Origin of the sequence: Amycolatopsis sp. 2-15 (assembly GCF_030285625.1) — a bacterium.
GTDB classification, from domain to species: Bacteria; Actinomycetota; Actinomycetes; order Mycobacteriales; family Pseudonocardiaceae; genus Amycolatopsis; species Amycolatopsis carbonis.
The window spans coordinates 152,462-175,774 of sequence record NZ_CP127294.1 but is presented as its reverse complement, the minus strand read 5'-3'; the positions used below and the strand labels follow the sequence as shown (position 1 = coordinate 175,774).

The 23,313-nt window shown below is 70.4% G+C and carries 20 protein-coding genes and 1 pseudogene; 10 read left to right on the top strand and 11 right to left on the bottom strand.

The annotated features are described in order from the left end of the window. Positions 1-8 precede the first annotated feature (8 nt). From QRX50_RS00810 to QRX50_RS00800, 3 genes are all read right to left on the bottom strand, one after another. Entirely contained in the window at positions 9-809 is an 801-nt protein-coding gene (locus QRX50_RS00810) for a heavy metal-binding domain-containing protein (RefSeq protein ID WP_285970080.1), read from the bottom strand. A 98-nt stretch (positions 810-907) separates the two neighbouring features. Then, a complete protein-coding gene (locus QRX50_RS00805; RefSeq protein ID WP_285970079.1) occupies positions 908-2,146 on the bottom strand; it encodes a GGDEF domain-containing protein in 1,239 nt (412 codons plus the stop codon). Positions 2,147-3,284: 1,138 nt separating this feature from the next. Then, positions 3,285-4,478 (bottom strand): MFS transporter, encoded by a 1,194-nt coding sequence (locus tag QRX50_RS00800; protein ID WP_434533225.1) that lies wholly within the window; start codon positions 4,476-4,478, stop codon positions 3,285-3,287. 134 nt (positions 4,479-4,612) lie between these two features. Here QRX50_RS00800 and QRX50_RS00795 point away from each other — a divergent pair, with 134 nt between their 5' ends. Beyond that, positions 4,613-6,094 (top strand): serine/threonine-protein kinase, encoded by a 1,482-nt coding sequence (locus tag QRX50_RS00795; RefSeq protein WP_285970077.1) that lies wholly within the window; start codon positions 4,613-4,615, stop codon positions 6,092-6,094. A 3-nt stretch (positions 6,095-6,097) separates the two neighbouring features. On the opposite strand, the gene QRX50_RS00790 is transcribed toward QRX50_RS00795, so the two are convergent. Together QRX50_RS00790 and QRX50_RS00785 are read right to left on the bottom strand one after the other, a co-directional pair. Continuing rightward, the gene (locus QRX50_RS00790) at positions 6,098-6,739 is read right to left on the bottom strand and encodes an HAD family hydrolase (RefSeq protein WP_285970076.1); all 642 of its coding nucleotides are present in this window, start codon (positions 6,737-6,739) and stop codon (positions 6,098-6,100) included. A gap of 82 nt (positions 6,740-6,821) precedes the next feature. Then, positions 6,822-7,742, bottom strand: coding sequence for an SDR family NAD(P)-dependent oxidoreductase (locus QRX50_RS00785; RefSeq protein WP_285970075.1), 921 nt, complete (start codon positions 7,740-7,742; stop codon positions 6,822-6,824). Between the two features lie 126 nt (positions 7,743-7,868). Between QRX50_RS00785 and QRX50_RS00780 the strand changes: the two genes are divergently transcribed. The 5 genes from QRX50_RS00780 (at position 7,869) to QRX50_RS00760 (ending at position 12,757) form a co-directional block, all read left to right on the top strand. Further along, complete coding sequence (locus QRX50_RS00780; protein ID WP_285970074.1) at positions 7,869-8,429, top strand: TetR/AcrR family transcriptional regulator; 561 nt, start codon at positions 7,869-7,871, stop codon at positions 8,427-8,429. A 197-nt stretch (positions 8,430-8,626) separates the two neighbouring features. After that, positions 8,627-9,313, top strand: a complete 687-nt coding sequence (locus QRX50_RS00775; protein WP_285970073.1) for a HEAT repeat domain-containing protein — start codon at positions 8,627-8,629, stop codon at positions 9,311-9,313. Next, complete coding sequence (locus QRX50_RS00770) at positions 9,300-10,295, top strand: HEAT repeat domain-containing protein (protein ID WP_285970072.1); 996 nt, start codon at positions 9,300-9,302, stop codon at positions 10,293-10,295. Before QRX50_RS00775 ends, QRX50_RS00770 begins: the two co-directional genes overlap by 14 nt. A gap of 237 nt (positions 10,296-10,532) precedes the next feature. Further along, positions 10,533-11,729, top strand: a complete 1,197-nt coding sequence (gene dinB / locus QRX50_RS00765) for a DNA polymerase IV (protein ID WP_285970071.1) — start codon at positions 10,533-10,535, stop codon at positions 11,727-11,729. A 215-nt stretch (positions 11,730-11,944) separates the two neighbouring features. After that, entirely contained in the window at positions 11,945-12,757 is an 813-nt protein-coding gene (locus QRX50_RS00760) for a COG1361 family protein (RefSeq protein WP_285970070.1), read from the top strand. A 178-nt stretch (positions 12,758-12,935) separates the two neighbouring features. Here QRX50_RS00760 and QRX50_RS00755 read toward each other — a convergent pair. After that, positions 12,936-13,194: pseudogene (locus QRX50_RS00755) on the bottom strand (VOC family protein). Between the two features lie 47 nt (positions 13,195-13,241). On the opposite strand from QRX50_RS00755, the gene QRX50_RS00750 reads away from it, so the two are divergent. After that, complete coding sequence (locus QRX50_RS00750; RefSeq protein WP_285970069.1) at positions 13,242-13,490, top strand: helix-turn-helix domain-containing protein; 249 nt, start codon at positions 13,242-13,244, stop codon at positions 13,488-13,490. 76 nt (positions 13,491-13,566) lie between these two features. Here the strand turns inward: QRX50_RS00750 and QRX50_RS00745 are convergent, their stop codons facing one another. From QRX50_RS00745 to QRX50_RS00730, 4 genes are all read right to left on the bottom strand, one after another. Beyond that, the gene (locus tag QRX50_RS00745; RefSeq protein WP_285970068.1) at positions 13,567-16,194 is read right to left on the bottom strand and encodes a PKD domain-containing protein; all 2,628 of its coding nucleotides are present in this window, start codon (positions 16,192-16,194) and stop codon (positions 13,567-13,569) included. Positions 16,195-16,311: 117 nt separating this feature from the next. After that, positions 16,312-17,523, bottom strand: coding sequence for a monodechloroaminopyrrolnitrin synthase PrnB family protein (locus QRX50_RS00740; RefSeq protein ID WP_285970067.1), 1,212 nt, complete (start codon positions 17,521-17,523; stop codon positions 16,312-16,314). Between the two features lie 22 nt (positions 17,524-17,545). Beyond that, positions 17,546-17,956, bottom strand: a complete 411-nt coding sequence (locus tag QRX50_RS00735) for a DUF742 domain-containing protein (protein WP_285970066.1) — start codon at positions 17,954-17,956, stop codon at positions 17,546-17,548. 163 nt (positions 17,957-18,119) lie between these two features. After that, complete coding sequence (locus tag QRX50_RS00730; protein WP_285970065.1) at positions 18,120-19,520, bottom strand: sugar porter family MFS transporter; 1,401 nt, start codon at positions 19,518-19,520, stop codon at positions 18,120-18,122. Between the two features lie 450 nt (positions 19,521-19,970). On the opposite strand from QRX50_RS00730, the gene QRX50_RS00725 reads away from it, so the two are divergent. From QRX50_RS00725 to QRX50_RS00715, 3 genes are read left to right on the top strand one after another with little or no spacing between them, the layout of a single operon-like run. Beyond that, complete coding sequence (locus QRX50_RS00725; protein ID WP_285970064.1) at positions 19,971-20,270, top strand: type VII secretion target; 300 nt, start codon at positions 19,971-19,973, stop codon at positions 20,268-20,270. Beyond that, a complete protein-coding gene (locus QRX50_RS00720; protein WP_285970063.1) occupies positions 20,267-21,835 on the top strand; it encodes an alpha/beta hydrolase in 1,569 nt (522 codons plus the stop codon). The genes QRX50_RS00725 and QRX50_RS00720 overlap by 4 nt, the downstream gene beginning before the upstream one ends. Then, a complete protein-coding gene (locus QRX50_RS00715; RefSeq protein WP_353074078.1) occupies positions 21,832-22,458 on the top strand; it encodes a hypothetical protein in 627 nt (208 codons plus the stop codon). Before QRX50_RS00720 ends, QRX50_RS00715 begins: the two co-directional genes overlap by 4 nt. A gap of 1 nt (position 22,459) precedes the next feature. Here QRX50_RS00715 and QRX50_RS00710 read toward each other — a convergent pair whose 3' ends face one another. Next, positions 22,460-23,230, bottom strand: a complete 771-nt coding sequence (locus QRX50_RS00710) for an SDR family NAD(P)-dependent oxidoreductase (RefSeq protein ID WP_285970062.1) — start codon at positions 23,228-23,230, stop codon at positions 22,460-22,462. Between the last annotated feature and the right edge of the window lie 83 nt (positions 23,231-23,313).

Sequence of the window (23,313 nt, the reverse complement as noted above, 5' to 3'; positions counted from 1 at the left end):
GGCCTCCTTCAAACTCGGTTCAGCGGCAGGATGGTGAGCGCGGACGTGGGCGCGGATTTGCCGCTGTGGAAACGGGCGATGGCGGTGCCGAACACGCTCGACACCCCGGCCACGGCGACCTCGCCCAGCTGCCAGGTGTCGAGCGACATCCGCGAGACGATCGCCCCGTCGGCGCCGGTGGTCTGCACGGTCTTGCGGAACTGGCTGCGCGCGTCGGCTCGCACCTCGGTGACGAGCCGGGTGTGGGCGTCGACCTCGACGTTCCCGGCCCACATCGTGGTCTGGTACTGCATGTTGTAGTCGAACGTGGTGTGCGCGGAGATGCCGATCGCGACGGCCGCGGGCACCCAGCCGGCCTGCATCAGCTTGCCGACGTCCTGGCCCGGCAGCTCGGTGGTGAACACGCGCCGCGGCCGTTGCCGCGTCTCGGCGCGCACCGCGGTGCCGAGCGCCACGAACTCCTGCATGGTCTCGTCGAGCCGCGTGACGGACGTGGTGATGCCGAGGACGCCGTCGGCGCCGATCGCCTCGGCCTCCAGGCGCAGCCGGTCCAGCGCGGTGCGGTAGCCCTGACGCAGCGCGTCGGCGTAGATGGCGGCCTGCTGGTTGGGTGTGATGCCGAAGCCGGAGGTCCAGCCGAGGCGCTCCACGACGCAACCCATGACCTCCCCCACGGGGGTGAATCCGGCGACTTCCGCGCCGATCGCGCCGGGGACGCTCAGCAGTGAGGTGCGCAGGCCGGACGAAGCGAACCGGTCGACGCGCGCCCGCGCGACCGGCGGCAGTCCACGGCCATCCCAGTCGGGCACTCGGACCTCCTCGCGGGCCTCGGCGGCCCTCAGCGTCCATCGTGGCACGCGGGGGAGGCGAAGTCGGAACGAGAAGGCGGGGTTGTCCGGTACGTCCTTCAGTGTGTGGCGAGCTCCACGCGGTTGCGGCCCGCCTGCTTCGCCCGGTACAGGGCGGTGTCGGTGGCGACCAGCACGTCGTCGACGCCCGTGAGGTGCTCGGCCGGGTAGAGCGCGCAGCCGATCGACACGGTCAGGTCGCTGATCACGGTGTCCCGCTCGGACAGGGGCACGACGACCTGCGGGATGCGCCGGCGGATGCGGTCGGCGAGCTGGCCGAGGTGCTCCATCGTCGGCACGTTGGGCAGCACGATCGCGAACTCCTCGCCGCCCCAGCGGCCGCAGATGTCCTGGTCGCGCACCTCGCTGCGCAGCGCCATGGCGATCTCGCGCAGCACGATGTCGCCGGTCGGGTGGCCGTAGGTGTCGTTGATGGCCTTGAAGTGGTCGAGGTCGAGCAGCAGCACGCCGACGGTGCCGTTGCCCGTGCGGGCGCGCTCGAGGTACTGCTCGGCGAGCGTGCGCCACCAGCGTTTGGTGGCCAGGCCGGTCGTCACGTCGGTGCGCGCGTCGCGCTGGAACTGCGCGAGCAGCAGGCCGCGGTGCAGCGCCACCAGCGCCACGACCACACCGGTGAGCACCAGCGGATTGGCCAGCAGGAGCAGTGCGGCGGTGACCAGGCCGAGGCCGATCGCGCCGGCTTCCAGCAGCTGGTCGCCGAAGCCGGAGAACAGGTCCGACAGCGAGCGTGGCGGGCTGGAGAGCGCGATGGCGACCATCACCAGCGCCGTGTTGATGGCCCAGCGCAGGGCGGCCGCGAAGATGATGACGACCAGGTCGGTGAGGCCGGGCAGGAACCCCGCGGCCGGCACGCCGGGGTAGTGGTGCATGCCCAGCGCGAGCACGGCGACCGCCGCCTGCGTGCCGCACAGCACAGTCGCGGCGGAGAAGATCCAGCGGTGGGGGAGCACCGGCCGTTCGCGCGGCCAGACCCGCCACCACGCCATCGCGTAGGTGAACACGACCATCGCCGTGGCCAGCACGGCCGGCAGCGCCACCACGGCCGCGATGCTCCACACGGCCTTGGTGTCGACGTAGGCGACCGTGGGCGCGCGGTTGTACTCGCGCTGGCGCTCGATGTGGCGCGTGGCCTCGATGGCGGCGGCCGCGCACACGGCCAGCACGCCGAAGCGGATCAGGTCCTGCTGGTGCACCGGCACCAGCCACGCGGTGCTCACCGACGCCAGGATCGCCAGGAAGTTGACGAGGAGCACATAAGTGCGGACATGCGAGGGCAACCGCCAAAGGCGCCAGCCCGTGAACCATCCGGCAGACCGGTTTGCTCGTCCGCGCACTCTTCACCTCACCCGGTTGGCTTCTACCGTAAACGACGGGGCGCGCCGTGTGCCGCCCGTGGTCCGGACTCTGGGACCTGGCCGGGGAATTTCGCCCGGACAGCCCAGTGCCCGGCCCGCGCAGAGGGAGGTGACCACTGAGCGTAGTGGTGGCCCGCCGCGATTCCTTGGCGTACCTGGGAATCCGCGGTCTCCGGCCACTGAAGCCACTGACGTGCGACAACCACGATCGGTGACTGGCGGGCTCCGCGAAACCGCCGGTCGGCGCGGCCCCGGCGAGGAGGTGACGACGGTGCGCGACAACAACTGGACGCTTTCCGCCTGAGTGGTCTGGACCGTTGAGCTCGACTTGAGGTCGAGAGTTGTGAGCGTTTTCGGTGCGACCTGTGGGAGGAGGTGTCCACGGTGCAGGACAACAACTGGTGAGCGCGAACCTTTGGCGAACCGCTGTGCGGAAAGGAGGTCCGGCGGTGCGGGACAACCACTGGTGACGGCCGAATTCCGCTGAACAGCCGAGGTGAAAGGGGGTAGAGCCGTGCGTGACGACAACTGGACCCGCTGAGGTCCTGGGGTCCTGAGGTCAGACCAACGAACACGACGAGCGGAGAGGAGCAGCCGGTGCGTGACAACAACTGGACCCGCTGAGGCAAGTGGTCAACGTCCGTGACGAGTGGAAGGGAGATGCCGGTGCGTGACAACAACTGGACTCGGTGAACCCCGCAGGCAACCCCGACGAGGCCGAGAGGAGACCCCCGTGCGTGACAACAACTGGACCCGCTGAACCCCGCCCGACCGCGACAGCCCCGACAAAACGCGACAAACCGCGACGAGCCGAGAGGAGCGCCAGGTGCGCGACAACAACTGGACCTGCTGACCCGAAGCCCGGCGAACACCCGACGAGGGGGTGAAAGGCATGCGTGACAACAACTGGACGTGAGTCCTGCCCGCGAGAGAGCCCGACCCTGCACGAGAACCACGAGCACCACGAGAACCACGAGGAGGTGGGCCGGTCACCGGACGTGAGCCGTGAGGTTCAGGACGTGGCAGGTGGCGTGGCCTCGTCGACGGGAGTTCGACGAGGTCACGCCGCGCGCAGCCAGGCCGTGGCGGCGAGGGCGGCGACCGTCGCACCGGCGACGGCCGCGACGGCCACCACGGTCGTGGGCGCGAGCACCTGGGTGAGCGCGCCGGCGGCCGCGATCGCCAGGCCCTGCGACGCTCGCAGGGCCGCGATCGCGACGCCGATCACCTGGCCGCGCTGTTCGGGCGGGGCGGCCAGGCTGTACTGCACCTGCGTGATCAAGTCGTGTGCGGAGAACATGCCGGACAACGTCCACAAAACCACCATCACGACGAGCCCTGGCGTCCAGCCCGTCGGCAGCAACACCAGGCTGGTCGCCACGGCGAGCGGCCCCAGCAGCCGCGCCTGGCGTACGCGCGGCACCCGGCTGAGCAGCACCGCGCCGAGCAGCGACCCGACGGGGTTGGCGATGAGCAGCCACGCCAGCACCCCCGTGCCGCCGAGCTGCGAGGCGATCGGCACGGCCAGGCCTTCGGGCACCACGTAGAACCCGCTGCAGCACGCGATCGCCAGCAACGACCGCAGCCGCCGGTCCCGCCCGACCAGCCGGCAGCCCGCGACGAGCGAAGCCCACTGGGAAGCCGCAGCCGGACCCCGTTCGACGACGTTCACCGGGTGCGGCCGCAGTCCCCACCGCAGCGCGAGCGCCGACACGGCGAAGGTCACCGCGTCCACGGCCAGCGCGCCCGTCACGCCGAGCCACGCGACCACCGCCGCGCCCGCGCCGAAGCCGATCACGAGCGCCGCCTGGTACGTCGAGGACAACATCGCCTGGCCGACGGGCAGCCGGTCGGGCCCGAGGATGTCCGGCAGCACGGCCTGCCGCGCGGCCTGGAAGGGTCCGGCCGCCAGCTGCACCACCACCAGCAGTGCCGCCGCGACCGGCCACGGCAGCCCCGGGATCGCCATCACGGCGAGGAGCGCGGCCCGCAGCACGTCGGCCACCACGAGCACCGTGCGCCGCGGGAACCGGTCGGCCAGTCCGCCGAGCGCGCCGCCGAGCAGATCGGGCAGATAAGTCAGCGCGTACGTGAGCGCCGCCCAGCCCGCGGATTCGGTACGGTCGAACACGAGAACCGTGAGCGCGACGCGAGCCAGTTGATCACCGGCGACCGACAGCACGTGCGCGAGCCACAGGGCCCGGAATTCGGTCGCGCCGAACACGTTTCGGAATGACGGGGCCCCGGCGCTCATATGATCAGAGTGTCCCGGTTCGGCCACGTGGAGCAACCCCCGCACCCTCCGGTGGGTCGTAGGGACACCCGGGCGAGGGCCGTGAAAAACTTGGCGATCGCCGTCCGTGAACGTTGCACTGAGGGGTTTTTTCGTTGACCGAGGAGAGCCGGCAGATCGCCGGTCGCTACCAGCTCGTCGAGCTCATCGGCAGCGGCGCCATGGGCATGGTCTGGCGCGGCGAGGACAAGATCCTCGGCCGCGTCGTCGCGGTGAAAGAACTCCTCATGCCGATGAACCAGGGCGAGGAGAAAGTCGCCGAGGCGAAGAGCCGCGCCATGCGCGAGGCCCGGATCGCCGCGCGCCTGCAGCACCCCAACGCCATCTCCGTGTTCAACGTGGTCGAGTACGAAGACCGCCCGTGGCTGATCATGGAGTACCTGCCCTCGCGCAGCCTCTCGGCGAAGCTGCACGATGACGGCCCGCTGACCGTCGACGAGGTCATCCCCATCGCGGTGCAGCTGGCCGGCGTGCTCGCCGCCGCGCACCGCGCCGGCATCGTGCACCGCGACGTGAAGCCGGGCAACGTCCTGCTCGGCGAAGACGGCACCGTCAAGGTCACCGACTTCGGCATCTCCCGCGCGGTCGGCGACGTCACACTGACGGCCACGGGCGAAATCTCCGGTACGCCCGCGTTCCTCGCACCCGAGGTCGCGCGCGGCGAGGAAGCCATGTTCGCCTCCGACGTCTTCGCCCTCGGCGCCACGCTCTACATGGCGGTGGAGGGCGCGCCGCCGTTCGGCACGGCGGACAACGCGATCGCCTTGCTGTACCGCGTGTCCAGCGGTTCGATCAACCCGCCGAAGCAGGCGGGGAAGCTGGAGCCGCTGCTGCTGAAGCTGCTGGAGCTCAAGCCCGAGGATCGGCCGTCGATGGCCGAGGTGCTCACCGAGCTGCGGGAGCTCGACGGCGGCGTCACCCCCGTCGCGGCGGTGCCGATTCCGCTGACGGTGCCCGCGCCGCTCCCGGCCGCTCCGGCTCCGGCCGCCGCCCCGACGACGCCCGCTCCGGCACCTGTCGACCGAAGACGGCGCTCGATGGTCCTCGCCGGGTTCGGCGCCGTCCTGGTGGTGGTCATCGTGGTGGTGATCGTGCTGGTGAACCGCACCAACGGCACGACGCCGACCGCCGGCGGCGCGTCTCCGGTGATCAACTCGTCGTCCGTGAACTCCCCGGCGCCGCCGTCGACCACCAACGCGCCGACGACGCCGACCACGCCGCCGCCGAGCGCGCCGTCGTCACCCAGCAGCCCGCCGTCGTCGCCGAGCTCTCCAGCGGACTCGCCGCAGGACGCAGCTGCCGCGCTGCAGCACTACTTCACGCTCATTCCCGGCAACCTGCAGGAGGGCTTCAACCTCCTGACGGACAACTTCAAGGCGACCGCCCGCCAGAACTACGCCAGCTACCAAGCTTTCTGGAGTGGTCGTACGGCCAGCGCGAGCGAGATCAAGCAGGTCGGCACCGACACGTTCAGCGCCGAGATCACCTACGGCGGCAGAGTCAACTCGCGGGAGCACCACACCTACCACATGGTCAACGACAACGGCGTGTGGAAGATCGACACCGAGAGCAAGTAGCCCTCACTCCAGCAGCAGCTCGATGGCCCCGGCAGCGTCGGCGACGACGTGGTCCGGGGCTTTTTCGTCCCCGCTCCACACCCGTCCCCGGTCGACCCACACCGTGCGCAGCCCCGCGGCCCGGCCGCCGGCGATGTCGGTCGCTTCGCCGTCGCCGACCATCCAGCCGTCGCGCAACGGCGCCTCGCACCGTTCCGCCGCGATCTCGAACAGCCGCCGGTCCGGCTTGCCGACGCCTTCGTGCTCCGAGATCGCCCACCCGTCCACGAGCCCCGCGACGCCGGTTCGCAGCAGGGTGGTGAGCTGCTGGGCCGCGTCACCGTTGGTGACGACGCCCATCCGCCAGCCCGCCGCGCGCAGGCGGGGCAGCCCCGTCAGCACGCCCGGCGCCGCGGGGATCAGCGCCGGGTGGCGTTCGCGGTAGGACTCCAGCAGCTCGGCCGGTGTCTCGCGCAGGGCGAAGCGGTCGCGCACGGCTTTGAAGAAGTCGTCGCGCGGGGCGAGCCCGTCGTGGTCGGCGGACGCGAGCCAGGCGGCGTCGTCGGGCGTCAGGCGGTGTTCGGCGCAGAACTCCCAAGCCCAGCGCCGGAAACCCTCCGCCCGGTCGACGAGGGTGTTGTCGAGGTCGAACAGCACGAGCCGCACCGAACGACCCTATGCAGACACCGCGCGCACCCGCACGCTGATCCGGCCCGAACGACCCGAGCGGCGCAGGCCGACCGTCGGGTCAGCGCGCGAGCAGCTCCAGCGAGACCTCCCACAGCCGCGTCGCCGCTTCCGGGTCGAGCGCGTGGGCCGCGACGCCGTCGTGTGAAGGCGGGATGTTGAGCTCGGCTTCGTTGTTGTCCTCGAAGTAGCGGCCGCCGACGCCGGCCAGCAGGGGAGACACGGCCAGCAGCACCGAGGTCGACGCGCCCTGCTCGGTGGTCTTCCACGGATACGTCTTGGCGATCTCGGCGAACTCGGCGTCGTCGGCCTGGTGGCGCTGCAGATTGGTGCGGATGCCGCCGGGCATGAGGGCGTTGGCGGTGATGCCGTCGGCGGCCCAGCGCCGTGTGGCCTCGACGGCGAAGAGCACGTTCGCGGACTTCGACTGGCCGTAGGCCGACCACGGGTCGTACTCGCGGCGCTCGAAGTGGATGTCGTCGAAGACGACGCCCGAGCGCAGGTGTGCGCTGGAACTCACGGCCACGATGCGCGCGTCGCCGGCTGACGCGAGGGCGTCGTGCAGGCCGAGCGCGAGGCCGAAGTGGCCGAGGTGGTTGGTGGCGAACTGGTGCTCCCAGCCTTCCGGCGTGCGGTTGAGCGGTTCGACCATCACACCGGCATTGTTCACGAGGATGTGCAGCGGGCCCTGCCAGTCGCTCGCGAGTTTGGCGACGGAGTCGCGGTCGGCCAGCTCGAGGTGCAGGACGGCGACGGCCGCGTTGCCCGTGGCCACCGCGATCGCCTCGGCCGTGCGGTGCCCGGCCTCGGTGTCGCGGACGGCCAGCGTGACCTCGGCCCCGGCCAACGCGAGCGCGCGGGCTGTCTCGACGCCGATGCCGGACGCGCCCCCGGTGACGATCGCGCGACGGCCGGTGAGGTCGACGCCCGCGCTGACGTCGGCGGCGGTGGACTCCCTGGTGAACGGGGTGGTGATGCGCATGGTGTTCCTGTCCTGGACTCGATATGGAGGAACCTCCGGTTGGGCTCGACATTAACCGGAGGATCCTCCGATTGCAAGTATGCTTGAGTTGACGAGCCGGAAGGGGTGAGAGGGGACCAAGCCACTGTGACCAAACCACTGCGCGCGGACGCGCGGCGCAACCGCGACCTCCTGCTCGCGTCCGCGGTGCGGCAGTTCTCCGAGAAGGGCCTCGACGCCACGCTCGACGCGATCGCCAAGGACGCCGGCGTCGGTATCGGCACGCTGTACCGCCACTTCCCGACGCGCGAAGCCCTGATCGAGGCCGCGTACCGCAACGAGCTGGACCAGCTGTGCGACGCCGGCCCCGCGCTGCTGCACGAACTGCCGCCCGGCGAGGCGTTGCGCACGTGGATGGACCGCTTCGTGGACTACATGACCACGAAGATCGGCATGTCCGACGCCCTGCGCGCCGTGATCGCCTCCGGCGGCAACCCGTACGCCCACAGCCGCGACCGCCTGAACTCGACCATCGAGCAGCTGGTCTCCCCGCTGATCGCCGCCGGCACCCTCCGCGGCGACGTCCTCGTGGACGACGTCCTCATCGGCCTCAGCGGCATCGCACTGGCGGCCGGCGAGCCGGCACAGCGCGAGCAAGCCGGACGACTGCTCGACCTGCTGCTGGACGGGCTGCGCTTCCGCGGCTGAGCGGCCGGATCACGGCCCGGTCAGGGGAGTGGTCGGCAGCGGCGACTTCAGCGATCGCCGATCGGCGGGCCTGATTCCTCGGCTGACCTGGCCTGCGCTGACGGTAGTTCGGCGCGAGCGGAACCGGTTCCGATGGTGAAGTCGCGGGCCGAACTTGACCTTGACATCGTGACAAGGTCTTCACTGGGTCGCAGGAGGTGGTCCCCATCAACACGCCACACAAGAACCTGCACCTGCTCGAAGCGCTCAGCGCCGGTAACTCGTCGACGCGGCTGCAGGCGGCGCTGGCCGCCGGCACGGACGCCGACCCCGGGCTCGTCGAGACGCTCGTGGCGCGGTGCGCGGTGGAGCCCGACTTCTTCGTGCGCGACATGCTCACCTGGGCGTTGACGCGGCTGCCGGCGGAGCTCACCGTGCCCAGGCTCGTCGCCGAGCTGCGGTCCGGGCGCGCCCAGGCGCGCAGCCAGGCGTTGCACACGCTGTCCAAGATCGGCGACGGGCGCGTCTGGCCCGAGATCACGCGGTCGCTGCTGCGCGACGCCGACGACGAGGTCGCGCGGAGTTCGTGGCGGGCGGCTGTCGTGCTCGTGCCGGAGGTGGGCAAACCCGCGCTGGCCGAGGAGCTGGCGGCGCAGCTCGGACGAGGGGACCGGAACGTGAAGCTGAGCCTGAGCCGGGCGCTGGTGGCACTCGGGGACGGGATCGAGCCGGTGCTGCGGAACGCACTGGTGAGTATCGACCCCGTGGTTCGCGCGCACGCTCGGGCCACGGAGCGGCTGCTGCGCGACCCGGAGGCGGCGTTCGACCCGGCCGTCGACGAGGCGAAGCGGGTCGCCGCGCTCGGACCGGAACGGGCGGCGGAGGTGGCCGGTGCTGATCGGTGAGGTGGCGCGCCGCTCGGGGGTGAGTGCCCGGATGCTCCGGCACTACGACACCCTCGGGCTGGTGCATCCCACCGGCCGCACCGTCGGCGGCTACCGCGAGTACTCCGCCGAGGACATCCGGCGGATCTTCCACGTGGAAAGCCTGCGGTCGCTGGGGTTGTCGCTGCGCGAGATCGGCCGGGCGCTGGCGGATCCGGCGTTCGCACCGTCCACATTGGTCGGTGAGCTGATCCGGCGGACCGAAGACCGGCTGAAGCGGGAGCAGGAGCTGCTGGAGCGGCTGCGCCGGGTCGACGCGTCGGCGCCGCCGGGCTGGCAGGACGTCCTGCGCCTGGTCGAGCTGCTGCACGGGCTCGACTCGCCGGATGCCGCGCGCCGGCAGCAGGCCGCGCTGGCGCCGGTGGAGGAGGTGCCGGCGGAGCTGCTGGCCGAGGCGGTGCTCGCCGAACCCGACCAGAACGTCGCGGGCGCCCTGCGGTGGGCGCTCGCGCGGGCGGGCGGCGACGGGCTGGCGAGCCTGGCGGCCGGCGTACGCTCCGCCGACGTCGAAGTCCGGCGGCGCGCGGTCCGGGCGATCGCTTCGCTGCCGGGGGAGGACGCGTCGGCGGTGCTTCTCGGCGCGCTCGAGGATTCGGACCCGACGGTGCGGACGCGGGCGGCGTTGGCGTTGGGCGGCCGTGGTTTTCCCGAGGCCGTGCCGACACTCGTCGCCATGGTGGTGGACGGGCCCAGCGACGTCGAAGCGGCCGAAGTCCTGGGCGCGCTGTCGCTGGACGCCTCGTGTGCCGGCCCGATCAAGTCCGCGCTGTCCGACGAGCTCACCGCCCACACGTCGGATTCGGCCGTGCGGATCCGCTTGACGCAGGCGCTCGCCGAGCTGCCCGCGGCCGACGATCTCCTTCAGCAGCTGACCCAGGACGGCGATCCGGCCGTCGCCCTTGTCGCCTCGGCTCTCGCGCGAATCCCGCGATCCGACGGCTGATTTCTGTCCGGGCGGGCGATGACCACCTGGTGTGGTGATCCTGACCGCTCGAAGGTTGATCAAGGACCGCGTCTGTCCGCGGTCGCTTCCAGGTTGATCTTGGAACGCGAGTGGACGCCCCGATGCGCCGAGCACGCCCAGCCCGCCGAAGCGCCGAGCCGCCGGCGAGTGACAGGCCACTCACTGGGCCGTTCGGGTGACAAGGGGACCGTTTTGGTCGGTGTTTGATGCGAACATATGTTCGTGTCGACCGAAGGCCCCATCCTCCACGCCGACCTCGACGCGTTCTACGCGTCGGTCGAGCAGCGCGACGATCCGCGCCTGCGCGGCCGGCCCGTGATCGTCGGGGGTGGGGTGGTGCTGGCGGCGAGTTATGAGGCGAAGCGGCTGGGCGTGCGCACGGCCATGGGTGGTGCGCAGGCTCTGCGGTTGTGCCCGCACGCGGTGGTCGTGCCGCCGCGGATGGCGGCTTACAGCGCGGCGAGCAAGGCCGTGTTCGAGGTCTTCCGCGACACCACGCCGATCGTGGAGGGGCTGTCGATCGACGAGGCGTTCCTCGACGTGGGCGGGCTGCGGCGCATCGCGGGCAGCCCGTCGGAGATCGCGCGGCGGCTGCGGGCCGAGGTGCTGGCGCGCGTCGGGCTGCCGATCACGGTGGGGGTGGCGCGCACGAAGTTCCTCGCGAAGGTCGCCAGCGCGGTGGCGAAGCCGGACGGGCTGCTGGTCGTGCCGCCGGATGGCGAGCTGGAGTTCCTGCACCCGTTGCCGGTGGAGCGGCTGTGGGGCGTGGGGAAGGTGACGTCGGAGAAGCTGCGCTCACGCGGGATCCGCACCGTGCGGCAGGTGGCGGAGCTGCCGGAGGTGGACCTGGTGTCGATGCTCGGGCGGGGAGCCGGACATCACCTCCACGCGCTGTCACGTGGTCTGGACCCGCGTCCGGTGCAGGTCGGGCGGCGTCGGCGGTCCATGGGGTCGCAGCGGGCTCTGGGGCGCCGGCGGCGGTCGATGGCGGAGCTGGACGAGCTGCTGGTGTCCATTGTGGACCGGCTGGCCCGGCGGCTGCGGTCGGCGTCCCGGCTCACGCGCACGGTGGTGCTGCGCATGCGATTCGCCGACTTCACGCGGGCCACGCGGTCGCGCACGATGGTCGAGGCCACCGACCACACCGAGACGTTGCTGGCCGCGGCGCGAAAGTTGTTGGTGGAGGCCCAATCGCTGGTCTACGACCGGGGGCTCACGCTGCTGGGGATCTCGTTCTCGAACCTGACGCCGCACGGGTCGGTGCAGCTCATGCTGCCGTTCGAGATCGAGGACGGGGTGGCCGTCGACTCGGCGGTGGACGGGATCCGCGACCGCTTCGGGAGCGCCGCGATCACGCGTGGGTCGTTGCTGGGGCACGAGCCCGGGATGTCGGTGCCGCTGCTGCCCGACTGATCTCCACCGAAATTCGACTGCATCGGGTGAAAAACTCACCGTGGATCAGCGGCGGGTGCGCTGAATGGCCCTGTAACGAACGAAGGGCTCCGGGCGACGGAGGGGCAGCTACGTTTTCCCGAGTCTTCCCGAAATGCCAGAGCGGTACCCCTCGGACGAAATAGTGAGAAAGCATGGACAAGCAAAGACGTCGGCGTGGTATCACCATTCTCTCGGTGGTGGCGGCCTCCGCCGGGATGCTGTTCGTGGCGCCCGGCGCGGCGCTGGCGGACCCGCCGAGCAGCGCGATCGACGTGAGCCCCACGAGCCTGCAGCGCGGTGAGACCTTCACGGTCACCGAGACGCTGTACAACCCGCAGGACTTCGTCGTCACCGGCGCCAAGGCCGCGCTGTACGGCAAGGAGACGCCGATCACCGACATCGCCGACGTGGTCTCCTGCAACGTCGCGTGCGGCGTGCTCGGCAGCAGCCTGCGAGCGACCGTCGGCGACCTCGCGCCGAGCCAGAGCGCCACGGTCACCTTCACCCTCAAGGTGAAGGACACCGCGCCGGCCGGCTCGGTCACCCTGCAGGACCAGTTCGTGGGCGACAACTTCTCGTTCGAAACCCTTGACGGCCCGGCCGTCACCATCACCCCGGCCACCGACTCCGCCGACGTCGCCGTGGCGCTGACCGCCGCTCCCGCGGGCGTCCTCAGCTCGGAGATCACCTACACGATCACCGCGAAGAACAGCGGCCCCGCCACCGCCACGGGCGTCAAGCTCCAGGCCACGCTGCCCAATGGCCTGCAGTACTCGAAGTCCGCCAACTGCACGGCTTCCGGCCGCACGGTCACCTGCAACGTCGCGTCCCTGCCGTCGGGCTCCTCGGCCAAGGCGAGCTTCACGGCCCGCGCCGGCCTGCTGACCATCGGCACGCTCACCACCACGGCCCAGCGCCAGGCGAGCTCCCCGACGGACCCCAACCCGGCCAACGACAAGGCGTCGCGCTCCTGTCACGCCGTCACCAGCCTGCTCATCAGCTGCTGACCGCTCTCCGCGAACCGGCCCGGCATCCCTCTGTGGGGTGCCGGGCTGTTTCACGTTGCGCGATCAATACGCCGGTGGGCTTTTTTCCGCACTCACCCGATTGGGTTAACAAGACATTTTCCCCACGTTCTGTCCACCCCGTCGGGATAACAATTCATCGGCGGCCCTATTTCGCTCGTCACATTCGTCCGAATGAGTTCCGGTTTTGGAGTCTCGGGTGTAAGGCGCGGTCGTGGAGAGTGACCCGGTAGCCGTCGGGGTCGGCGAAGGTGAAGGTCCGGCCGAAGGGGCCGTCGATCGGTGCGGAGACGATGTTGTGACCGTCGGCGACGAGAGCATCGTGAGCGGACGAGGCCGAGGTACTGCTCGTAGAACGCCTGCGGAGCGTCGAGGTCGCGCGCTTGGAGCGAGCTGAAGTCCGGGCCGGTGGCGGGCATGATGAAACTCCTTCTTCCGTGTCAGTCTTCTGACACGGGTCAACACGATGAACGTGCTGCTCCAGGCCCTGGAACGAGAGGGCCACGTGACCAGGCCCGCGGAGGCACCCGTCGGGAAGGTTCTTCCCACGCGGCTCACGCCTCGCGGCCGACGGAGGCTCGAGAAGGCGACCGTGGCGGTCCGGTCCGTCGAGGTCAGAATGCTGGCCGGTCTGACCGAGACCGAGCAGGCAGGCGCGTTCCGGATCCTGCAGAGCATGATCCATTCCCTGCGCGAGGGCGACGACGGCAGCTGAACTTCGAGTGGTCACACAGAACGACGTAGTGCCGCAGCGGAACCTCCGCTGCGGCACCACGCGAATCACCCAGCCGTCAGAAGCCCATCCGGCAGCCCGACAGCACGATCTCCTGGCCGAGCAGCGTCACGACCCGCACGGCGTACTGTGCGAGCTGGCCGTTCGGTCCGGTGACCGTCTCGTTGAGGTGCACCGTCGCCACCCCGGGGATGCCGATGGTGACCGGGCCGGTGCCGATCGTCTGGCCGTTCAGCGTGCCCACGCGGGAAGACCCGTGCAGGCCGGTCTCGTCGGCGACGCAGGACGTCTGGATGTCCTTCAGCGAGATCACGCCACCCAGCAGCGACGCGCCCGAGACGAGGGCGCCCGCGTCGGTGCGGCCGGTGGCCGCGTCGAGGGTGCAGTCGGCGTGGAGGGCCTGCACGGAGGCCAGCCCGAGCACGTTCAGCGAAGCCGTGGTGTGGTCGCTGTTCGGCGGGCAGCCGGCGAGCGGCGTCTTGCTGACGTTGATCAGGCCGCTCGCGCTGATCGACCACGCCTCGGCTCGCACGTACGACACGATCTTGACCACGGCGGTGGCCGCGCCACCGTCGTCGTCGGTCACGGTGACCAGCACGTTGTGTGCGCCGACGCCGGTGAACGCGTGCGAAGCGGTGCAGGTGCCCGAACCCGGCGTCTCGGCAACGGCTCCGGTGGCCACCGGCGTACCGTCACCGAAGTCGACCGTGCAGGTGTGCGTGTCGTGCCGGCCGATGTCGGTGAACGGCGCGGTGACGCCGATGGACGCACCCCGCAGCACGAGCTGCCCGTCGGGTGGCGACGAGATGCTCACGTGCGGCGCGACGTTCGTCAGCGTCAGCGTGGTCGTCTTGAGCACGGCCGGGTGCAGGCTGTCGTCGGCCGAGAGCGTCAGCGTCCACACGCCGTCGTCGTCACAGGTCATCGTGGTGGACAACGCGGCGGGATCCCCGAAGGCGCAGGAAGTCCCACTGTCCACACCGGACTGCGGAGTCGCGCTCCAGTGTGTGGCCAGCGAGGGACCGTCCGGATCGGACACCGAACCGGCCAGCGAAACCGCCGTGCCCTCCTGACCCGCGTACGGGCCGCCGGCCACCACGACCGGCGGGTCGTTCACGATGATCCGCACGATCGCGGTCGCCGCACCGCCGTCGTCGTCGGTCACGCGCACCAGCACGTTGTATGTGCCCGAAATCGTGTACGCGTGCGAAGCCGTGCAGGTGCCCGAACCCGGGGTCTCCGAGACCGAACCCGTCACGAGTGGCGAGCCGTCCGCGTAGTCGACGGTGCACGTGTGCGTGTCGTGCTTGCCGACGTCGGTGAACGGCGCGGTCACCGCCACCGCGGCCCCGTGGTTGAACACCGCGTCGGTGGCCGGCGCGGTGACGCTCACGTGCGGGGCCACGTTCGACACGGTCAGGTTCGCCGTGCGCGAGACCGGCGGGTTCACGCCGTCGTCGGCGGTCAGCGTGAGGGTCCACACCCCGTCGTCGTCACACGTGACGGTGGTGCTCAGCGCCGCCGCGTCGCCGAAGGAGCACGTCGCTCCGGCGTCGACGCCCGGGCCCGGCGCGACGCTCCAATGCCGCGTTCCGGCGGGCCCGTCGGGGTCGGTGACCGTGCCGGCCAGCGAGATCGCCGTGCCCTCCTGGCCCGCATACGGGCCGCCCGCCGAGACCACCGGCGGCGCGTTCACGATCACGTGCGTGCAGTCGGCCACGGTGCCCGGGCCGCCGCCGTCGGTGCCGTGCGCGGTCACGCACAGCTCGTGGCGTCCCGGCGCGAGAGCGCCGGTGGCCACGGAATACGTGACGGACGCCGGGCCCGTGCGGGGCAACCCGGGGTTCACGTTCGTCACGGGAGTCGCGCCGCCGCCGTCGACCGACAGCGTCAGCGCGCTGAGCTGCGAGTCGATCACGCCCGGCAGCACGTTGGGCAGGTTCGCGGGGTCGGGCACGGCGGTGCAGGTGCCGCCGGTGAGGTCGGCGATGGCCTGCAGGCTCGACGGGTACGAGGTTCCGGCGCAGCTCGCACCGGCGCCGACGGCGAACGTGTAGTACGTGACGCTCGCGGGCACTGAGCTCAGCGGCGGCCGCACGTCACCGCCCGCGATACCGTCGGAGAGGAAGACCACGATCTTGCGGTTCTCGGTCTGCGCGTCGGTCACGGTCTTCGCGGCGTTGATCCCGGCGACGTAGTCCGTGCCGCTCTGGAAGCTCTTCGGGGTGAACTTGCCGACGCCGCCGATCACGGCCGAGTCGAGCACCTCGTTGATGTCGCGGGCGCCGTTGCCGTTGTCGTCGGCGGTCGGGGTGGTCAGAGGCTGGTCGCCGGCCGCCGGGCGGACGTCGGCCGCGGCGCCGCCGGTGCCGAACACGGCCGCGCCGACACTGCCGATCACGGTGTTGGGGGCCGCCGCGTCGTTGTCGAGCGCCTTGGCCGCCGCGATCTCGCAGCCCAGCACGGTGGTGCTCGCGCAGCCGGAGGCGGTGCTGCCGGATACGTCGAGCACGTAGGTGAGCCCGGTGTCCTTCACCGCCGCGCCGGTGCCCACCGACGCGGTGCCGGTGACGGTCGCGGGCCCCTGGGGGATCACGGTGTCCTCGGCCGGCCCGGTCACGGTGACCGCGATGCTCGTCCCGCCCGGCAGGTTCCCGGTCACGGCCGCGGCCGGTATCGCACTCATGGCAAGAGCCGTCACGGCCAGCGTTGCGGCGCCGGCCCACATTCTCGGTCTCAAGGCTTCACTTCCCTTTCGTCGATCGGAATCAACGGTGGGAAAGTCGCTGCCGGACCTGCGGAGTTACTCGGCCGTTGCGGTGAGTGACGCAGGGTGGCCGTCACCGGTTCCGCGCGAAACGAGTTCCCGGAGCCGGTCGAGGTCTTTTCGGGCCGACGGTTTCCCGGGCCGGTCGCGCGCCGAACGCAGATCCGCCAGGTACGAAAGTCCGGAAACCACGACCGCCAACGGCGGCCCGCTCGCCGTGAGTTCCGAAAGTCGTTCCGGCGGCGCCGTTTTCGCGGGTTCGACGAGGAACGGCAAAACGAGCTTGTGGTGGTGGTAGGTGTACGCGGCGCCATGAGCTCGGCACACGGCGAGGAACAGTTCCGCGTTACGGACCAGCTGCGGATCGGGTGAACTCTCGGCTTCCCTCAGGAATCGCGTGAGCAGCGATTGCTCGCCGCCGATCGCCCGCAGTCGCACCTGGTCCTCGGGGGTCACGTACGGGTACTTCTCCACCACCACGTTCTGGTAGAAGGGATCCCGTGTGGTCGCCAGTCCCAGGAGGACGTCGAGCTCGTTGATCGCGGAGAAGTCGCCGGCATTCGCGCCACGGTATTCGGCGTTGCCCACCCGGTAAGTTTTGAAGTACGGCCGCACGTTGAAGAAGAACCGCTCCACGTCCAACGTCTTCGACAGCGTCCGGTTGAACTGCAGCACGTCTTCCAGTGCCGCCCGCGCCGTTTCCAGAAGATACGCGGAAAGCGGACTCGACACCCCGATCGGAACGACCCGCCGAATGGCCTCGGCCGCACGCTGGTAAGCGAAGACGGCCAGCCCGTTATTGGTCAGGAAAACAGCCTCGTCCTCGAGTGAAGTGAAGGTCTGGAACTGCCCGCCACTGGCCGGGTTGTACATCGCCTGGTGCGCGAAAACGAACCGCGGCGCCACACCCAGCGAGGACCCGAGCAACGATGCCAGCGACCAGGCGGCCGACAGCTCCTCGGCACCTGGCGCAACCGATTCGTGCCTCCGGCAGGCAGCGAGGTGGTAGCCCACCATTCCGAGAAGCTGGTACTTCTCCCGCTCTACCACGGGTAGCGCGCCCTCGTCGAGGATGCGGCCGATCAGGTGGTGGCCTTCGGTGACAATGGCGCGCTTGGGCTCGTCCAGCTCGGGACGGCCGTCGAGGACCTCGCGCCGCTCGGCGAAGTACGCCTCTTCCAGTGCGGTGTTGTACTCGACGAACTCGTTCCTGATCCACCGGTCGAACCGGGCCACGGAAGTCGTCACCGCGCCGAGGATATCCGCGCTACTACAGCTGGTCGAGCCCACCGAGCATGCGGTCGAGTACCTGCGTGCGGGCCTCCGCGTCGTACGCGCCGACCGGCGGGTGGGCGTAGAGCAGCTCCTCGCCGACCAGTTCCTCGACGAGCTCGCGCGCCGTGCCGATCGAGAGGTTGAGGTAGGCCGACAGCTCGGCGACCGACACCGTGGAAACGCACAGCTCGCACGCGCTGCCGTAGGGCTCCCGAAGCAGGCGGCTCAGGCGGCGGCCCAGCTCGGTGGTCGAGACCAGTGTCTCCAGCGCGAGGTCGTGGCTGACGGGCACGGGCGTGCGGGTTCGCGCGTACGGCCGCACGAGCGGCAGGTCACCGGGTTCGCCGGCGCCCGCGGCGGGATCGGACACGCGGTGCCGGCCCGGTGTCCCGTCCGGCTCGGTCATGCCGCCACCTCCTCGCGCTCTGATGGCAGTACAGCACCGTGATCACCACCGTGCCAACTCCGCGCGGCAAATTCTGTCCGAAGTGGACCTGACGTGGACCTGAAAACGACGGCGGCCGGGGCGCGGCGCGAACGCCCCGCCCCGGCCGTCCGGGTGGGAATGATCAGGCCGCTTCAGCCTTGGCCCGCGCCTTGTGGCGCCCGCGCAGGTCGAGCTCGATCTGCTCGAGCGACCGGCCCTTGGTCTCGGGGACCAGCCACTTGGTGAGGCCGAACAGCACGACGTTGATCCCCGCGAACAGGAACATCGAACCGCCGAGCCCCAGTGCCCCCGGATCGGAGATGATCGGGAAGATCGCGCTGATGATGCCGGTGGCCGCCCACAGCACCACACTGCTGATGCCCATGCCCGCCGCGCGGACCTTGAGCGGGAACACCTCGGCCATCATGACCCACACGACCGCGCCCCAGCCGAGCTCGTAGCCCACCAGGTAGAGCACCATCGCGACGAGCATCAGGATGCCCTTGGTGGTCACGTCGTCCACCTCGATCACGATGAACCCGGCCGCGACGAGCGTGATGACCATGAGCACGTTGCCGATCAGCAGCAGCGGCTTGCGGCCCCAGCGGTCGACGACGAAGACCACCCACGCGGTGAACAGGAACTTCGTGACACCCAGCAGCACACCGGACAGCAGCGCCGCCTGGGTGGCGAAGCCGAGGCCGATCAGCATGGTCGGGAAGTACGCGTTGACCGCGTTCACGCCGCTGAACTGCTGGCCGACGGCGAGCAGCAGAGCCACGATCAGCATCGGGCGCACCATCGGGGCCCAGAGGTCGCGGAACCGCGTCTTCCCCGACTCCGTGTCGAGGCGGATGACCTCGCGGATGGTGTTGATCTCCTCGTCGACGTTGACCGAGTTGCCGTGCGAGCTCTTGAGCACCGAGCGGGCCTGCTCCTCTTCGCCCTTGGCGACCAGCCACCGCGGCGTCTCGGGCAGGAAGACCAAGCCCACGAGCAGGATCACGGCCGGCACGACGGCGCCGGCGAACATCAGCCGCCAGTTGCCGGACGGGCCGAGGCCGTAGCTCACGAGGAACGCGATCAGGATGCCGAGCACGATGAAGATCTGGTTGAGCGCGCCCATGGCACCACGCAGGCGGGCCGGGGCCAGCTCGGACAGGTAGGTCGGCACTGTGGACGAGGAAAGCCCGATGCCGACACCGATCACGAGCCGCGAGATGATCAGCACGGCGAAGCTCGGCGAGACGCTCGCCGCGATCGTGCCGATGATGACGATGACCGCGGCCACCATGATCGTGCGGCGCCGGCCCAGCTTCTCGTTCATCCGCGAAGAGAAGAGGGCGCCGACGATCGCGCCGACCGACAGGCTGGCGGTGATCACGCCCTTGTCCCACCCGGTCAGGTTCCAGGTCTTGCCGATGAACGGCAGCACACCCGAAATGACACCGAGGTCGTAACCGAACAGGATGCCGCCGAGGGCACCGAAGAAGTACAACGTGGTCCTGTTGATGGGCCGCCGCGCCGCGGCTGTCTGTGTCATTGCCGAGCCGTCTCTTTCTGGGGCTGGCCGGCCGGTCCGGTTCGCTGGGGGGTGGCCAGCGCCGTCGGGCCGAGCATGGTGGGTCTCGAATAGCCGGTTTTCCTGGCTGGGCGCGCCGGAGTTTCACAGCGCAGGGCTGTGAAACGGCTGGTTCCCCCGCTCGCAACGCCTTTCCTCGTCACGGGCCGTTCAGCCGCCAAATCCGCCGGCGCGTTCCGACGAACTTCGCCGTACACATTCACACGCGGCCCATCCGTGGGCAATACACCGGCTGATAACTATTCAGTCACGTGACTGGCATTCACATATGTGTACGAGATAAGGGCGAAGGTGTGCAGGTCAGGCGCAGTGGTACAGACAATCCGGATTTCCGGTGCCGTCTTCGGAACCGCGCGCATACGCCGTTCGTCGTACGGTGTCGTCTGGTCACCTGGGGAAGACGAGGTACGCATGGGTGCGGGGTTCGAAGTCGTTCCGGCGACGGTGAGCGAGGCGGCGGGCCACGCCCATCGCGCGGCCGCGACCGTGCGTCCGGTGGACCTGGCCGGCCCGCTCAGCGGGATCGCGACCGGAATGCCGGGTGGCACGAGCGCAGACGCGGCGGCGCAGCTGAGCGACGTCTGGCGCGAGGCCGTGCCGCAGTGGGCGACCGACACCGAGGCATACGGCGGACAGCTCGACGACGCGGCGCGCGGCTACCGCGGCACCGAGCAGCAGGCCACGAACAACGTGAACGGGGCGGGCCGGTGATCACCTGGGGCGACGCGCGGAGCTGGAACGCCGGGGCGGTCGGCACGGTGGCCGACCTGCTGAACCAACGCTGCGAACAGCTCCTGGCCGCCGACGGCGACGTCGAAGGCATGTCGCGCCTCGACGGCTGGACCGGTGACGCCGCGACGGCCGCGCAGGCCCGCGGCACCGCGTTGACCACGCGGCTCGAACAGCTCGTCGTCGAGGCATCCGCCGTGCGGCGCGGCGCGCACGAGACGCAGTTGGCCGTGGAACGCGTCACCGCCGACGTGCGCGACACTGACGATTTGGCTTCGCACAACGGGTTCGCCATCGACGACGGCGGCTGGGTCACCACGGTGCCCGGCCCGGGAGCGGCGCCCGACGAGCGGATCCGCGTCGAGCTCTCCGACCGGATCGAGCAGATCCTGCGCCAGGCCACCGACGTCGACGCCGATTTCGCCGGCATCCTCACGCGCGCCGCCCGCGGCGAGATCACCGACCAGGGCGCCACAACGCTTGCGCAGGCAGCCCACGCCGGCACCGCGCAGAGTGGCCTGTCCACCATCGGCCCGCCGCAGGGCGGCACACCCGGCGACAACCGTGCGTGGTGGGACAGCCTGTCGACCACCTCGCAGGGCACGATCCTGCGCGACAACCCGGATCTCGTGCGCAACCTCGACGGCGTCCCGGTCAAGGACCGCGACGCCGCCAACCGTGTTGTCCTGCAACGGGAAATGACCCGGCTCCAGAAAGATCCGAGCGACGACGCGAAGGCGAAGCTGCGCGGGCTCACCGATATCAACAACCGGCTCAATGACACCGGTCCCGGCAAACCGCAGGCCTATCTGGTCCAGCTCGACACCAGCGGTGACGGCAAAGCCGTGGTCGCCGCGGGAAATCCCGACACGGCAACGGATGTCGCCACGTACGTGCCCGGCACCGGCAGCGAGCTCTCGAAGATCGGCGGTGACCTCGGGCGCTCGGACAAGATGTGGCAGTCGGCGACGATGGCGGGTTCGCCCTCGCCGTCGGTGATCACCTGGGTCGGCTACGACGCGCCGGACGAACTGTGGGACGCGGCCAGTCAAAGCTATGCGGACAACGGAAAAGCCGACCTCTCGAAATTCGAGGAAGGCTTGCGCGCTTCGCACGACGGCGCGCCTTCGCACAACACCGTGCTCGGCCACAGCTACGGCACCACGGTCGTCGGCCACGCCGCGCGCGATGGCGGCCTCGACGCCGACGAGCTCGTGTTCGTCGCGAGCCCCGGCGTCGGTGTCGATCACGCGAACCAGCTGCACCTCGACGGCGTGCCGCAGGACCAGGTGGCGCAGCACGTGCACTCGACCGTCGCCGAGCACGACATGATCAAGATCACCAACGTCGGCGTCGCCGGCCACGATCCGCTCGGTCCCAGCCCGACGGGGACGGGCTTCGGCGGCCAGGTCTTCGACTCCGCGCCCGGCACCAAGGGACCGTGGTACGAGGGCGGGCTTTCCGGTGCCGCGCACAGCCAGTACTGGGAGGACAACAACCCCTCGCTGCGCAGCTTCGGCCGCATCATCGCGGGGAAACCGGGGTGAGCGCCCGCCGCGCGCTCGCCGCGCTGACCGTCCTGCTGACCTGTGTCGCCTGCTCCCCCGGAGGTGGGGCCATGGAAACCACGATGACCGAGAAACAAGCCCACGACCGGGTCGAGGACTACGTGCGCGCCGCGTTCGAGGCATTGCCGCGCACGGCGTCGCGCACCTTGTTCTCGCAGAACCGGTCCGAGTGCACCGACCCGACCGACGGCGGCCCACCCGGGCGCTTCGAGATCTCGGTGACCTACGAGATCACCGGCGTGCAGGTGGCGGCGTTCGGTGAGCAGTTCGACGCCGTGGTCACCTGGTGGCGGGCGCACGGTTTCACCGTCGTCACCGATCGGCGGCCGACCGACCAGTACGTGTTCGTGCGCAACGCTTCCGACAGCTTCGACATGTCGATCCAGGCCAACGAGCTCGGCAAGCTGTACCTCGGCGCGACCTCGCCGTGCGTGTGGCCGAACGGGGTGCCGGAAGCCGCGGGGGAGCCCGCGGAAACCGCGATGGCCTCGGCGCCTGAGCCCGAGCCGGCTCCGAAACCGCAGCCGCGTCCTCGTCGTGCGGCGGTGGACGACGAGGACTTCGGCGAGACGAACTGGTCGGACGGCGGCACGGCCTTCTGACTCAGGCGGACCGCACGGCGGAATAGCCGCCGTCGACGCCGAGCGTGGTGCCGTGGATGTTCAGCGCGTCGTCGCTCGCCAGGAACAGCACGGCGTTCGCGATCTCCTCCGGCTGGCTCGCGCGCCGCGACGGGAGGGTCGCCAGCATCGGCCGCACGTGCTCCAGCGCTTCGGCCGAACCCGCGATGCGCTCGGTGAACGTGGGCCCGGGCGCGACGGTGTTCACGCGCACGCCCGACGGCCCGTACTCGGCGGCCCACGACTTCGTCAGCGAGTGCACGGCGGCCTTGGTGGTGCTGTAGAGGGCGGAGCCGGCCATGCCGTCGAGGCCGTTGATGGAGCCGAGGTTCACGATCGCGCCGCTGCCGCGCGCGGCCATGCCCGGCGCGAGCAGGCCGGTGAGCACCATCGGTGCCTTGATGTTCACCGTGAGCGCGGCGTCGATCAGCTCGCCGGCCAGGTGGGCGGTGGGCGAGGGGAAGACGAGCAGGGCGGCGTTGTTGACGAGGACGTCGAGCGCGCCGCCGGCGGCCCGTTCGGCGGCTTCGGCGAGCTCGCGCACGGCCGCGCCGGTGGTGAGGTCGGCACGCAGTAACGTGGCGCGGCCGCCTGCCTCGGCGATACCGGCGGTCACCTTCTCGCCGCGTTCGGCGTCGCGGCCGCTCACCAGCACGTGGGCGCCCTCGGCGGCGAACGCGCGCGCGATGGCGACGCCGATCCCGCCCGTCGAGCCGGTGACGAGCGCGGTGCGGCCTTCGAAACGTGAGGTCACGGTGGAGCTTCCATCCCCGGAATGGACTGGCGGGTTCAACCGTGCCCGCGCTAGATTGGACCGGCAAGTCCAGACTGGGAAAG